The following is a 15,142-nucleotide window of genomic DNA, read 5'->3' on the forward strand; positions in this document are numbered from 1 at the left end:
AGCCGAGAGCAGTCAACAACGTCACAGTACGAAGTATGACGAATATTTTAGAGGAGTTGTTGCTCCAACCACTCCTTCACAGGAATAGGCGCTGATTTCAAACTATTCGAACCTCGAGTGATAGTCGCAATTCCCACGCCGAGCTCATTTTTCAGTTCTCTTTGGCTCATTTCGCCGCGCATCAGTTCTTGCACAATTTTAACGCGAGTCGCTAACGCTGTACGCTCATCTGGCGTGAGTAATAACTGAAGAACTGGCAAATGAATATCTTGTTCAAATGCCAATTGTAATAAATTCACAAAGCGCAGCCAGTCAGCGTTCTCATCGGCTGTTAGAGCCGGATCTTGGTGTTGATTTGCTGTCATCGTTTATCCACTCATACTATTTAACTAGTACAAATAATAACACACTCTTATTAGAAATCATCAACCAAACGCTTTTCAAGCTTCAATAATACAAAAAATAACCAAATTTCATTTAGTTAGCTAATAACGCTTTAGATAGTTTGAATAATATCTAATCGACCGATGTGGAAAGTTAGAAATAAACATTTCCCATACCCACCAACACGCTAAAGCATTCGTGCTGTAGCAAGGCGGCAAAAGAGCTAGGCCCTAGGAGCATACATAAGTATGTGACTAGGGCTAGCGAGTGCAGCCAACACCGCTACAGTGCGAAGGATGACGCGAATTAGTATTTCATATTCCACTCATTAGAAAGCAGCACCTTACTATTTTTCTGCCCCATAAAGTGCCGATAGAATAAGTCATATGACAACACGTTTTTCACATAGCCGCGAGTTTCTGAGAACGGGATACTTTCCACAAATGCGACTGCATCAATACGCCCACCACTATTGCCTAACCAACGAGTCACACGAGATGGGCCTGCATTATAAGCTGCACTAGCTAAAATGCGGTTATTACCAAACTGCTGATAAACATCTTCCAGATATGCTGTTCCCAGCTCAATATTGGTCGTGGGATTAGTTAATTGACTAGCATTTACGTAGTTAATACCTTGTTTTTGCGCGGTATGTTTTGCTGTTGCTGGCATCAATTGCATCAAACCTGTTGCTCCGACAGGTGAACGAGCTTGTGGATTCCACGCACTTTCTTGGCGAGCGATTGCCATTGCATAGCTCTTTTGAATATCTTTCGATTTGGTATATAAATTGAATTCTTTATCCCACGCTAATGGGAAACGTTCTTCTAGGTGATCCCAAAGTTTAGCGGTGATAGTCGCCTGCACGCTGAGATCAGCCCACTGATTATCAAACGCATAACGCGCTAATTGCTCTTGCTGGTTGGCAGGTAGCGATGCCACTAAACTCACCCATTCCGAACGAGCAAGGTTGTCTAGCTCCCAATACATTAACTCTCTAACACGCTGAACTTCTGGGAGTTGACTGACACTTGAGTCTGGCTTAACCGCCGCTTTAACATACACAGGGTAATCAACTTCTAAGACCTGTGCTGCAACCATTGGGTAGAAACCGCGTTTTTCTGTTAATTGGCGAAGTAACGCCTCACCTTCTGCTTTTTTACCTGCATCAATTAACGTGATAGCCTGCCAATATTGCCATTCTTCTTTATTTTTCACTTCCGCTGGTAAGCGATTTAACCATGAAGCGACACCTTTCTTATCGCCAGCCCCTAATGCCAAACGAACACGACGCTCTTTCAATGAAGATGAATTGCTTTCTTGAATGGTCTCATCACGCCATTGGGCCTGCTCAGGGGTCACATCTCCCATATATTGCCAAGCAATACTGTCTTTAAGTAATTGCTTTTCTGCCATGTTCATTTTTTGTGCAGAACTTATGCTATTAAGTACCGTACGAGCCGCATCAGGAGATTGACGTGCATAACGACTAAAAGCCGCGATGGTGGCTTGGCGAGTAAAATCCGTTGGCGTCATCGTTTTGGCGAATGTCACGACTGAGGCCGGGTCATTTTGTAATTTCACTAACGCATCACCAATCGTTTTATAACTTGGTGGCAAGCGTTTAGCTAAATAACTCGCAATCGAGGTATTGCCCTCTTTTATGGCTAAATTAATGCGCTCAAGAGTCATTTCAGGGGTTAAATAACCCGCTTTTTCCCATTCATTAAATAACTTATCACAAGCACTCGGCATTGAACGGCCATTTAGCCAGGCTTTTTCTGCCCCTTGCCAAGCAACTTGTTTATTTCCCACAGCCCAATTAGCAAAATAAAAATTACATTGTGCTTCTGCGGGTTTAGGAGCTTCAGGGCTAAACTCCAGCAATGATTTCCACTCTTGACGACGAGCTAACTCATTCACAAATCGAGTTTTTAAATTTTTAGCAACGGGTAGTGTCGGGTAAGTATTAATAAACTCCTGAACTTGGCGAGGTGATACAATATCTAAGTCTTGAGTTAGCTCACGATAAGCGAGATAAGGGTAAAGTGGATAATCATGCAAGGTCGGTAGCAAGCGCTCGACTTCATCCATTTTATTGGCATCCCATGCAACCTTAATTGCTTGATAACGCTCCCGCTGTGCCTGTAAGGAATCCGCCCATACAGTGCTGGAAACCAGCAACATTGTTACAGGTACTGCCGATAACCAACCTTTCATATTCACTCGCTCCATCGCTAAACTAAAGTCAAAATACAGGAAAACCTTAACCTATATATACCCCAAATAATTCGAGTTGCAGGTAGGCGACAAGCGAAGATAGACGGAGAGCATAGATAAACTATGTGGCTCGACTAGCCTAGCGCTACAACTTGAAGGATTACACGTATATTAAACATATATCAATAATGTTAATGCTACCGAAAGTTTTTATTTAGTAACAGCGGAGAGTTCTTGAATTTTTCGACTTTACAGTCTTTTACTTTATATTTATTAGGTTTTTACTCTCGAGTTAACGCAGATAGCCTAGACCATCACATACGCAATCAGGTATAGTTCATACCAAAATATTTATTGTTGTTTATCCAATCGCAGTAGGTCATGTATTCCTACTGCATAGAAACAGAAAATTAAAATTCCCTTTATAAATCAAAAGGTAAATAAATTGGCTCAATACGTTTATAGTATGTATCGGGTTGGAAAAATTGTTCCACCGAAACGTCATATTTTAAAAAATATCTCTCTGAGCTTCTTTCCGGGGGCTAAGATCGGTGTTTTAGGTCTTAATGGTGCAGGTAAATCAACATTACTGCGTATTATGGCGGGTATTGATACCGATATCGAAGGTGAAGCACGCCCACAACCTGGTTTGAAAATCGGTTATCTTCCGCAAGAACCTAAGTTAAATCTTGAGCATACTGTCCGTGAAGCCGTTGAAGAAGCGGTTAGCGAAGTGAAAAATGCATTAACTCGTTTAGACGAAGTTTATGCGGCTTATGCGGAAGAAGGTGCAGACTTCGATAAACTCGCGAAAGAGCAAGGCGAGTTAGAAGCGATTATTTCAGCGCAAGATGGTCATAATTTAGATAACCAATTAGAGCGTGCGGCGGATGCACTTCGCCTGCCAGCTTGGGATGCTAAAATTGAAAACCTCTCTGGGGGTGAACGCCGTCGTGTGGCAATTTGCCGCTTACTGCTCGAAAAACCCGATATGCTACTGCTCGATGAGCCAACCAACCACTTAGATGCTGAGTCTGTTGCTTGGTTAGAGCGTTTCTTACACGACTACGAAGGGACTGTTGTGGCTATCACGCATGACCGTTACTTCTTAGATAACGTTGCGGGTTGGATCCTCGAACTTGACCGTGGTGAAGGTATTCCTTGGGAAGGTAACTACTCTTCTTGGCTTGAGCAAAAAGATGAGCGTTTGGCACAAGAAGCCTCTACAGAAGCCGCTCGCCGTAAGTCTATCGAGAAAGAACTTGAGTGGATCCGCCAAAATCCAAAAGGCCGTCAAGCTAAAGGTAAAGCGCGTTTGGCTCGCTTTGAAGAACTCAATAGCGTTGAATATCAAAAACGTAACGAAACTAGCGAACTGTTTATTCCACCTGGACCGCGTTTAGGGGATAAAGTTATCGAGGTTGAAAACCTAAGTAAATCTTATGGTGACCGCGTTCTGATTGATAACCTGAATTTTTCAATTCCAAAAGGGGCAATAGTCGGGATTATCGGCCCTAACGGTGCGGGTAAATCCACCCTGTTCCGTATGATTTCAGGCCAAGAGCAACCGGATTCAGGCTCAATCACGTTAGGTGATACCGTAAAAATTGCTTCTGTTGACCAGTTCCGTGATGCGATGGATGACAGCAAAACTGTCTGGGAAGAAATTTCTAACGGCCAAGATATCATGCGTATTGGTAACTTTGAAATTCCAAGCCGTGCCTATGTGGGCCGCTTTAACTTTAAAGGCGTTGATCAAGGTAAACGCGTTGGTGAGTTATCAGGTGGTGAACGCGGCCGTTTACACTTAGCTAAACTACTGCAAGTGGGCGGTAACGTACTGTTACTCGATGAACCAACCAACGACCTCGACGTAGAAACTTTACGTGCGTTGGAAAACGCCCTGTTAGAATTCCCGGGCTGCGCCATGGTTATTTCCCATGACCGTTGGTTCCTTGACCGTATTGCAACTCATATTATTGATTACCAAGACGAAGGTAATATTACGTTCTTCGAAGGTAACTTCTCTGAATATGAAGATTACAAAAAACGGACGTTAGGCGCGGAAGCACTGCAGCCGCATCGGATGAAGTATAAGCGTATGACCAAATAAATCCCTGTCATAATTTCGGATTATAGCGGTGTTGGCTGCGCTCGTGAGCCCTAGTCACATACTAATGTATGCTCCTAGGGACTCACTCCCTTGCCGCCTACCTATAATCCAAATTATTTAAGGGATAGATAGCGTAATAGAGTGTAGTAAAATAAAAATGGCACCTAATGATGCCGTTTTTATTGGATAATTTTATAAATCATCTAGCATCAATAACTGCTGAACGAGGGTGACACACTCTAAGAAACGCGTATCGTAATCAGAGGATTCCACACGTACAAATTCAATATTGTTTTTCTTAAGCATTTCAATCAATAAGTCTTGGAAAGCTTTTCGGTCCTTATCGCTCCCCAAGCTTCTTAAACCATCTGCCACCCAAGGGGTGTTATTCTCTAAAACTATTACCAAATCGAATCGGTATTCGTCTATCAATGCCTGAACAAATGGATGCTCTTTGCCTTCATAGCGCAAACAAAAGGCTTGAGTCGTGACAAAGTCGGTATCAATAAATGCGACTTTATTTGCATATTTCACTGCGAAATCAATGTACTGCGCATGCCCTAATGCAATTTTGTCGTAGTCAGAATATTGCAAAGCCATCTCATCACCACCTAAGTGGCTAAACACATAATCACGGCCATATTCCCATGCGCTGGATGTATTGAAAATATTCGCTAACTTATTGACTAACGTCGATTTACCACTTGACTCCCCACCAAGAATGGCGACTTTACGCACAAAGAAGGGTTTGACTTCCGTTGGGATATATTCCCAATAACGAAACGGCGCTTGGCGAATTTGGTTACCGCTAATATTCATAAACGTACGTTCAGGGTCAATCAAAATAGTTTCGATACCTAAGTATTTTTTATAGCGCGGAGCGTCATTCGCTTCCCCTGAATAAATAAAACTTGGGTTAATATTATGCTTTTTCAAAAAGCCTTTCATTCCGTCACTCCACACTTCCCAACCGTGTGGATACGGCTCTATGCCATTTTCATCAAATGAGTGAATATGAATATTTTTTTGATATTTAAAGGTTTGTAATAACCACCGTAAACGGTCACTTACTGTGGGCTGTTGAGACATAGAACTGTTAACAAACAAGTCCTTATCACGGGGCTCATCATGGCAGAGAATAACGTGAAGTTCATCCACTTGGCTGCACGCCCGTTGAATCAAATAAATATGCCCAGTATGTAATGGATAAAATTTGCCGAACACTACCCCAATCGTTTTTTGTTGGTTGGGGTATTCAAGACCTAAAAAGCGATGAAGGGCGGCAATCTTTTGTGCGCTGGGGCTTTTAATTTTGTCGTTAATCAACTGGCTGAGATAGCCTTTGGTCATATCTGTCGCATCCGCAACTTGCTGGAGTGTGTAACCCGCCCGTTTAATTGCGTTTTTAAGATAGTCAAATTCAGCCATGTATTTTCCTTTTACCCTAAATTAAAAGCTTATAACTCATCCAAAATACTTAATGCGTCTGCTAATTTCTTCACACCATACACTTTCATGTCGGGTGGTGATTTTTTGGGCATATTCGCATGAGGCACGATAGCGCGTTTAAAACCATGTTTTGCTGCTTCAGAGATACGTTCTTGCCCACTTGGAACTGGACGAATTTCCCCTGCGAGCCCAACTTCACCAAATACCACCAGATCGCGAGGTAATGGGCGGTCACGGAAACTGGAAACGAGGGAAAGCAACAATGCTAAGTCAGCACTAGTTTCTGTGACTTTAACGCCTCCCACGACGTTAACAAAAACGTCTTGGTCTGACATTTGTAAACCGCCGTGGCGGTGTAATACGGCCAATAAAATGGCTAAACGGTTTTGTTCAAGCCCGACCGCAACACGCCGTGGATTCGACATCATAGAATGGTCAACGAGCGCTTGGATTTCCACCAGCAGCGGTCTTGTCCCCTCCCAAACTACCATTACCGAGCTACCTGATGTGATTTCATCACCACGGCTTAAGAAGATTGCTGAGGGGTTACTCACTTCTTTGAGCCCTTGTTCTGTCATGGCAAACACGCCTAATTCATTGACCGCCCCGAAACGGTTCTTATGGCTACGTAAGGTACGGAAACGGTTATCCGCATCACCATCTAGCATAATAGAGCAGTCAATACAATGTTCGAGGACTTTTGGCCCTGCCAATGAGCCATCTTTGGTGACATGACCGACCATAATGATGGCCACTCCGCGCGTTTTCGCAAAACGGGTAAGATAAGCCGCGGTTTCCCTCACTTGTGCCACGCTACCCGGTGATGATTGAATATCGGCCATATGCATCACTTGGATAGAGTCAATCACCATCAGTTTGGGCTGTTCTTGCTCCGCAGTTAAGCAAATTTGCTCAATACTGGTTTCTGACAACATATTGAGTGAGTCAGTCGGTAGCCCTAAACGGTGGGCTCGCATCGCCACTTGTTGAAGAGACTCTTCCCCTGTCACATACAAGGTTTTCATTTCACGCGATAACAAGCACATGGTTTGTAGCAATAAGGTACTTTTACCCGCTCCCGGGTTCCCTCCAATGAGGATGGCGCTACCAGGTACGACTCCGCCACCGAGCACACGGTCAAACTCTTTAAACCCTGTAGTAAAACGAGGCAGTTCTTCGAGGCTGATTTCAGATAATTTCTGAACCTTACTGACCCCAGCCGCATTTCCTGCATAGCCCGTTAATCGGTCAGTACGCGATGAAGAGCTTGTTGAGGCCAGACGCACTTCCGTAATGGTATTCCATGCATGGCACGCACTGCATTGCCCTTGCCAACGTGGATAATCTGCCCCGCAATCATTACAGACAAACGCTCTTTTAACCCCTTTTGCCACAGCAAACTCCTCTTAAAATTATTCTGTATTACAACCGACGAACCACAGCACACTAAATTTTCTTAAAATTTTGAATACTAATTTAGCTTAATATTCTAAATGGATGGTGTTGTAGCAAGGCGGCAAGTAAAGCTAAGCTCTAGGAGCATACATCAGTATGTGACTAGGGTGATTAAGTGCGGCCAACACCGCCACAGCACGAAATATGAAGAATATTTAGCGTTCTTCGTGTTTGAGGCCCCCGCTCAACACACACATCACCCCCATCAGATCTGCATGACGAATAGCGACCTTCGCCCTTGCATACACCTTTGGTTTCGCATGATACGCAATACCCAGCCCCGCTTTACGGATCATCTTCAGGTCATTTGCGCCGTCACCGATGGCAACAGTTTGCTCAATTGGAATTTCCAGTTTTTCAGCCAATTTAACCAAGGTTTGCGCTTTATATTTCGCATCTACAATTGGGCCTTTAACTTTGCCCGTTAACTTGCCATTTTTGACTTCAAGTTGATTAGCAACCGCCGCCACAAGTTTCAAACGCTGTTGCAAGTTATTAGCAAAGAAAGTAAAGCCACCAGATGCTATCGCAATGTGCCAATTCATCGCTTGTAACTTACGTACGAGGTTCGTTAAGCCCGGCATTAAAGGCAATGTTTCCATCACTTGGGCAAGAATAGCGGCATCAGCGCCTTCAAGTAAGCTAACTCTTGCTCGTAAACTTTCCGTAAAATCGAGTTCCCCTAGCATGGCTCGCTCAGTCACTTCTGCAACCTGCTCTCCCACCCCTGCTAAGCGGGCAATTTCATCGATACATTCAATCTGAATGGCTGTCGAGTCCATATCCATCAGTAATAGGCCCGGTGAACGCAAACGTGGTATTTGCCCTAATGGCACCACATCTAATAAACATTCGTCAGCGAGTTTTTTAATTCGAGGTGTAATACTCCCGGCAATTCTGACCACTTGGTAGTCATCAATACGCCACGAGGAGACAATTACGATAGCGATCCCTAATCGCTGTTGGAAATTACTGATCCGCGCTTTATCTAAGCCGCGGCCATATAGTAACCACCCACTGTCACCTGCACGATAATCCAATGGCATCACTTCTTCACCACTTAACGACAATGGCAACCCCGGCCATTTTTGGATTTCGTCGGGTAGATAACAATAGGTCAAACTCGTTGACATGAAAATTAGCTCCTGTAATCGAAAAAACTTTTTTATAATGATAAGTTGCGAGCAGCCGAACGAAGCCACTATACTCAATTTTAAGGCTTTGTGACCTTATGTGTTTACTGCTAAAACTGAAGATAATCCCATACTACCTGAAGTATAACGACATTTTTATACTCAAAATAAGTCGAGAGCACCAATAAAGCAATGAAACTTACCTTTAGGCTCCACAAAACAGTGATTATCGTTATCTGCGTTGCGCTGGTAACCTTACTGATGCATGGTATTTCTTATTTAGGAAATAGCCAAAACCAAGGCAGAATTGAGCAATTTAAACAATTGACTTATGTTCTTGCTGAACAAGTCGCCTTCAGCTTATCTGATTATATTGTTCCAGGCAGTAAAGATTTTAACTTAGAGCGCATTAATGCCAATTTAAATAACGTGGTGAAAGATAGGTATATTTTAGATGCCAGTATTTATACCGCTAGCGGCACATTGGTCACTCAAGTCGGAGAGCCTACCACGGTAAAAGAACGGCTCGCCATAGATGACAGCTCATCACTACAAAACTTTCAATACCAGCTTGTTGTTCCCATCCAAGGTACAAAAGAGCCAAAAGGCTATTTACGCTTGACGATTGATACAGAGCTCCTTTCAGCCGAAATTCAACAAGCAGATAACAGTACCAATGTATTACGAATTTTTATTCTACTTTCTTTGTGTATTGGTTTCGTTTTAGCGAATACATTACTGCGTTTAAAGAAAAAGAAAGGCCACAAGCAAGCGCCTCCACTTGTCGTTAATACAGAGGAAAATCAAGATGATAATGGAGATGACAACAGTAATGAAGATGGCAAGCAAGAGAACAAAGGGACACCAGCTGCTAAGCCAGCACGTTTGAAACGAAAGAAAGAACCTCGACCTTATCGCCCTAAACGGCCTGCCCCAAAAAATAAGCCAAACTCATCTGATAAATAGCCCTAAAAAGGGCTATTGAGTTGAATTTAAATAGAGGTTGTGTCGAACACGATTGGCGCAATAAACTCGACCCGGCCATCGACTAGTAATGTCTCTGGTGGCACAGGAAAAGGCGCAGCACGTGAAATGGTTGCCAATGCTTCTTTATCCAGTATTTTCGTACCGGATGAATTCAATAAACTGGCAGCAATAACCTCACCTTTCTTGTCCAAAACCACACGAATATGAGAGACCCCAGTTGAGCGGAAACGCAGTGCTGCACGTGGATAGCGTTTGGTTTTGGCTATCCGCTGATGAACCTCACTTTGCCAACCTTGGTGCCCACTCACTGCCGCAGACGCATTACTGGAAAAATTCGCACTACTACTGGATTCGCTCCCTGATGCAGGGGCGGAAGTTACCGTCGACTCCTGCATGGTAACAGGTGCTTCTTCGATGACTTTTTTCTCTTGTGGAATTTTCTTTTTCGGTGGTCGTTTTTTCTCACTGACTTTCGTCAATGTGCCATTATCTACGATCGCAGTTTCAGGTAATTTATCCACCTTTTCAACAACTTCAGGCAATGATTCCTCACGTGTCGTCATTTGTTGTTTAGGGGCATGATTGATTTCAGGCTCAGCCTGCTGTTCAAGCTGATAAACACCCAGCTGCAACGAGATAGCGGGTGGTAATACCCCAGTCTTAGGAATTGAAGAGGTAAACCATCCGATAAAAATGATTGCCAGTGTTCCATGGAAAAGACAACTTAAAACCAAACCGCCTAGTGGACGGAAAATCGGGCGCTCTAACTGACCCGTCATACTGCTCATATTCTGCCTCACGACTTTATTTTTTGCAGATTATAGGCATAATACAAACAAAAATGATATTCATTATTATTAGTAAAAACATAATTATTAAAATAACTTATTGATTTAAATAATAAAGTAATCTGAGCAGATTATTAATCAGCACAACTGTGCTCTTTTATGACATTAACACCAGTAAAATGACTATTGATAAATCTCTTGCCCGTAAAATTAGCGGTGCGTATCAGTCAACATATAGCCAACTTGTGCGCTTTTTCCGCAATCGGCTAGATAACAGCAATGATGCTGATGATTTATCACAGGATGTGTTTACACTATGGCTAAACCGTAAAGAACAAACACCTGTAAAAGAGAGCCGCGCTTATCTGTTTAAAATTGCGAATCATGTTTTGATTGACCATTGGCGACGTAACCAACGCCAAACTAAATCAGAGACATCCATTGATGACGTTACTCATGAGCCACATTTTGAACAGAGCCAAGCTGATCCTAGTGAAATCTTGGAACATCAGCAACGGATCCAACGGCTGAGCGAAGCACTTGAAACGTTACCCCCCCGTCGACGAGAAGCATTTTTGCTGTATCGTTTTGATGGCTTATCTCAAAGTGAGATTGCTGAGCGAATGGAAATTTCAATCAGTATGGTGGAAAAACATATTGCAGCAGCACTTGTTCACTGTAAAAAACACCTTGATAATCAGGGCAATAATTCGTAATGACACACGACTCTTTGCAAACATCAGATGATGAAAGCCGCATTGATGAAGAAGCCGCGCTGTGGTTTACCCGCATGCATAGCCAACGCATTAATGCCCTTGAAACTGAGCAATTCAAACAATGGGTTGCAGCATCACCTGAACATGCAAAAGCGTATGATGCCATTGCTGAGCTATGGCGTGATTTTGATGATATGCCGCGCCCTGCTAGCACAATACTTCCGAAAGAAAAACGCCCTTTTTTTCGCTTATGGCGCCCTTTGGGCAATACCTTAGCGGCATTTTTTATTTCAGCTATTTTGTTTTTGCCTTACAGCCACTTGCCTGCGATGTTACTCAATAATATGACGTTAGTGGCAACGGATACGCCTAAAGAAGTCACATTGCCCGATGGTTCCCAGCTGTTTCTTAACCGCAATACCCGTATTCATGTCGCCTATGAAACTCCAGTGCGTAACCTGTACCTAGAACAGGGGAATGTTTACTTTAAAGTCAAATCCAACCCTTATCGCCCTTTTGTTGTTCAAGCTGATAACCGGCGAATTCAAGTGGTAGGAACCGAATTTGAAGTTAACAAAGTGGCTCAGCAAGTTGCTGTGAATGTCAGCCAAGGCATTGTCAGCTTTGAAGATGCCGCAAGCAAACAACCCGTTTTCCTACTTGCTGGTGACAGTACAGTCAGTCAGTCGCCGAACAGCCCAATCGCTCGCCAACACATCAACCCGCTAGATGTGGCTCGTTGGCGTTTTGGTGAGTTTGTTTTTGTTGATAAACCACTTTCAGAAGTCCTCGACGAACTTAAAAACTACTCATCGATAAATATCGAGCTTTCTCCCGCTCAATTAGCGAAGAGTAAAATCTCAGGTCGCATCAATACCCATCAGCCAGAACAGTTTTTTCAGGCCCTTCCTTCATTACTTCCGGTACAAGTCGTCTATCGCGATAAAAATAACGTATTGATTATCCAAAACAAAAAAAATAAATAAAAAATATTTTCATTTGCAGGTGAGGATAATTCTCATTTCACCCTCTTCTTAACTAGTCATCATTTTGCTGACCTATTTTCGCACGCTTTTTGTGCAGCTTAAGAATAAGGGATAACCATGTCTATTCAGTTTACTCAAAGCCGATTAAGGCCGCTCGCCCTTGCTATTGCAGTGAGTAGCGCCATTGTTTGTCAGTCTGCATCAGCACAAGAACTCGCATTTTCACTACCAGAACAATCACTGGATAAATCCGTTGCTGAAATTAGCCGCCAAGGGCAAATCCAATTGATTTATGATAAAGGTCAGTTAAATGGCTTACGCGCCCCTGCCTTGTCTGGCAACTACTCCGCACAAACCGCATTACAAAAAATACTCATCGGTAGCGGCTTAGAGTTAGTCAATGAAAATGGTGTTTTCGTTATTCGTCAGCAAAATTTAAGCCAAGGCACATTGGTATTACCGGAAACTCAAGTCTCTGGCGTTGTTCAGAATCACCCCGCAACAGATGTTATGTCTGCACCACAATATGTGACGTCTGAAGAGATTAGCCAGAAAAATACCGGTGATGGCAATATCACCGATTTAATGAAAACTAACCCTGCTGTCCAATTTGCAAACAATGACAGTAACTCGATGAACCAAGGGGAAATCAAGCCTTCCCGCATTTCAATCCACGGCTCAAGCAGCTACCAAAATGCATACCGCCTTGATGGTGTTAGTTTTAATAATGATTTTGACCCCGCAGATAGTGGTCTCGGCGAAACATCGACCCGTCTGAGCAGTAGCGACCAAGGGATCTACATCGATAGCCGCCTGATCGACAGCATGACAGTGTATGACAATAATATTCCTGTCGAATTTGGTGGGTTTACAGGGGGAACTGTTGAAGTCAATAGCCGTCGCTGGCAAGGGGAAAATAGCGCCCATGCCTATTACCGCTTAACTCGCTCCGGTTGGAATAACCTGTTCCATGATTCTACCCAAGGTATTGATACCACTAAAAATGATACGGCTAACCCTGCGCGTTTCCAAAACCGCTACGATAAAAATGACTTTGGTGGCTGGTTTGAATTAGGGGTGAGTGAAAATTCAGGGCTCGTATTCTCTGCCTCACGTCGTAGTTCGACTATTCCGATGACAGTGACGGGAGGGGAAGCCTTTGTACTGGAAAATAACCAAGTCGAGCCGATCACCTCTGATTCAGGTAAGAAAAATCAGCGCCGTACCTCAGATAATTACTTTTTAAAATATTCATTGGATCTATCCGATAAGAGCTCGTTAGATTTATCGGCTAATTACGCCAATTACGATAGCCGCCTTTTTTCGTCTTCAATCAGCAACTCGGGCTATGATTCAACCCACAATGGGTTAGGTTTTACCGCTGTATTCAAACACCAGCTAGATTTAGGTCAATTGGAAGTTACTGCCAATACACAAGATTTAAAAGATGACCGAAAGAATGACCAAAAATATTCCCTAACGATCAGGGCATTCGACGACAATTGGAACATGATTGAACGCAATAGCGGCGGTCTTGGCGACTTAGAATCCAAGCAAAAAAACCACGGGCTAAAAACCGTGATGCGTTTTAATTCCCAAGAGGATGCACTTGGATTAACACACCAACCAACACTCGGCGCTGAAGCAAGTTACACCAAAGGTACCTACGTTCGCGATCAAGACTATTTCCGTTACACCTACACTGGCGACATCATTAATGATGATTTATACGATGGTTACTTAAGTAATGTGACTCGGTTTAAAAAAGGCTCTTACTCTGCGGATTACACTAATTACGCCATCTTCCTTGATGACAGTATCCAATATGGCAAATTGAATCTACGCCCTGGAGTACGTTTGGATCGTGATGATTTTGTTAATCGTACAAATATCGCCCCACGTTTAAGTGGAACCTACGATGTCTTTGGTGATGGCACAACCCAGTTAATAGCGGGAGCTAACCGTTATTATGGCCGCTCAATGCTCACTTATGCATTATACGGTGCACAAAACGATGGTATGCAAAACTGCTTGGGTTATAGCAAAGATTTCGCGTGTTCACTTAACCCTGACAATAACAATTGGGATAATCAAAAAGACTATGAAGGGTTAGATTCGCTCAAAACCCCCTATAACGATGAACTCACTTTAGCACTGCAACAAGAAGTTCTTTCTACCACATGGCGCTTACAATATGTGCATCGTGAAGGCTACGACGAAGTCAGAAACCGCACTAAATACGATAACCCACGAGATCCTAGTACTCGTAGTATTCGCACCTTTGATAACGGCGGACGCAGTTCTCACGATACCGTAACCTTATCAGTGAAAAATAGCCAACCATGGGAATGGGCTGAAGCTTCTCATGTCATGAATGCCTCATTCACTTGGCAACAAAGTGAAAGTAATACACCAAAAGATGCTGGCTATAGCGCTTACGATCCGGCCAATAAAGTTAATCTCAACAAAGTCTGGTATGACGGTAAAGTCATTGATGCGTCAAAATTGCCTTCAACCAGTTTTAACTCGCCAATTAAGCTCAACCTCGAAATCACTAGTGTATGGGATGAATACGATGTTACTTGGTATAACCGCCTTCAATGGTGGGGAGCCCGTAACCAAGCCGTTCGCTATGATAATTCTTACTATAGCGACCCTGAAGTTGGTCAATTACGTAAGTACACCAAACAAAACTTTGCCAGCAAATATACGTGGGATACTCGCCTAGGCTGGAAACCTGAATTCGCTCACGGTTTTGGCTTCTCAGTCGAAGTGAACAATATCCTTAACAATAAAAATGTTGCTGACCGCTTTGTCTTTGAAGACCGAGTATTGAAGTCCTACGACCCGGGCCGTCAGTTCTGGTTACAAGTCAATTACGACCTGTAATCCACCAGCAATGTGAGAAATT

The 15,142-nt window shown here is 43.3% G+C and carries 11 protein-coding genes; 5 read left to right on the forward strand and 6 right to left on the reverse strand.

Annotation, left to right across the window (positions count from 1 at the left end; translation table 11 throughout):
- Nucleotides 1-47 precede the first annotated feature (47 nt).
- Both trpR and sltY read right to left on the reverse strand, forming a co-directional pair.
- The gene (gene trpR, locus PSE60_RS12720) at nt 48-365 is read right to left on the reverse strand and encodes a trp operon repressor (RefSeq protein ID WP_004914745.1); all 318 of its coding nucleotides are present in this window, start codon (nt 363-365) and stop codon (nt 48-50) included.
- Nucleotides 366-690: 325 nt separating this feature from the next.
- Nucleotides 691-2,604, reverse strand: a complete 1,914-nt coding sequence (gene sltY / locus PSE60_RS12725) for a murein transglycosylase (RefSeq protein ID WP_272665638.1) — start codon at nt 2,602-2,604, stop codon at nt 691-693.
- Between the two features lie 445 nt (nt 2,605-3,049).
- Here sltY and ettA point away from each other — a divergent pair, with 445 nt between their 5' ends.
- Nucleotides 3,050-4,717, forward strand: a complete 1,668-nt coding sequence (ettA, locus tag PSE60_RS12730; protein ID WP_004914750.1) for an energy-dependent translational throttle protein EttA — start codon at nt 3,050-3,052, stop codon at nt 4,715-4,717.
- Nucleotides 4,718-4,909: 192 nt separating this feature from the next.
- Here the strand turns inward: ettA and nadR are convergent, their stop codons facing one another.
- From nadR to serB, 3 genes are all read right to left on the reverse strand, one after another.
- Nucleotides 4,910-6,145 carry a multifunctional transcriptional regulator/nicotinamide-nucleotide adenylyltransferase/ribosylnicotinamide kinase NadR gene (gene nadR / locus PSE60_RS12735; RefSeq protein WP_210838172.1) on the reverse strand — a complete coding sequence of 412 codons (1,236 nt, stop codon included), beginning with the start codon at nt 6,143-6,145 and terminating at the stop codon, nt 4,910-4,912.
- Between the two features lie 29 nt (nt 6,146-6,174).
- The gene (gene radA / locus PSE60_RS12740; protein WP_004914753.1) at nt 6,175-7,560 is read right to left on the reverse strand and encodes a DNA repair protein RadA; all 1,386 of its coding nucleotides are present in this window, start codon (nt 7,558-7,560) and stop codon (nt 6,175-6,177) included.
- A 216-nt stretch (nt 7,561-7,776) separates the two neighbouring features.
- Nucleotides 7,777-8,754, reverse strand: coding sequence for a phosphoserine phosphatase (serB, locus tag PSE60_RS12745; RefSeq protein ID WP_272665639.1), 978 nt, complete (start codon nt 8,752-8,754; stop codon nt 7,777-7,779).
- A 222-nt stretch (nt 8,755-8,976) separates the two neighbouring features.
- On the opposite strand from serB, the gene PSE60_RS12750 reads away from it, so the two are divergent.
- Entirely contained in the window at nt 8,977-9,720 is a 744-nt protein-coding gene (locus PSE60_RS12750) for an AhpA/YtjB family protein (RefSeq protein WP_442959779.1), read from the forward strand.
- 26 nt (nt 9,721-9,746) lie between these two features.
- Here the strand turns inward: PSE60_RS12750 and PSE60_RS12755 are convergent, their stop codons facing one another.
- On the reverse strand, nt 9,747-10,529 hold the full coding sequence (locus tag PSE60_RS12755; protein WP_210838162.1) for an energy transducer TonB: 783 nt from the start codon (nt 10,527-10,529) through the stop codon (nt 9,747-9,749).
- A gap of 179 nt (nt 10,530-10,708) precedes the next feature.
- On the opposite strand from PSE60_RS12755, the gene PSE60_RS12760 reads away from it, so the two are divergent.
- From PSE60_RS12760 to PSE60_RS12770, 3 genes are all read left to right on the forward strand, one after another.
- Entirely contained in the window at nt 10,709-11,245 is a 537-nt protein-coding gene (locus PSE60_RS12760; protein ID WP_096864546.1) for an RNA polymerase sigma factor, read from the forward strand.
- On the forward strand, nt 11,245-12,231 hold the full coding sequence (locus PSE60_RS12765) for a FecR family protein (RefSeq protein WP_272665640.1): 987 nt from the start codon (nt 11,245-11,247) through the stop codon (nt 12,229-12,231). Before PSE60_RS12760 ends, PSE60_RS12765 begins: the two co-directional genes overlap by 1 nt.
- Before the next feature lie 117 nt (nt 12,232-12,348).
- Nucleotides 12,349-15,120, forward strand: coding sequence for a secretin and TonB N-terminal domain-containing protein (locus PSE60_RS12770; RefSeq protein ID WP_272665641.1), 2,772 nt, complete (start codon nt 12,349-12,351; stop codon nt 15,118-15,120).
- The last annotated feature ends 22 nt before the right edge of the window (nt 15,121-15,142 follow it).

This window comes from Providencia sp. PROV174 (genome assembly GCF_028480685.1).
GTDB lineage: Bacteria > Pseudomonadota > Gammaproteobacteria > Enterobacterales > Enterobacteriaceae > Providencia > Providencia rettgeri.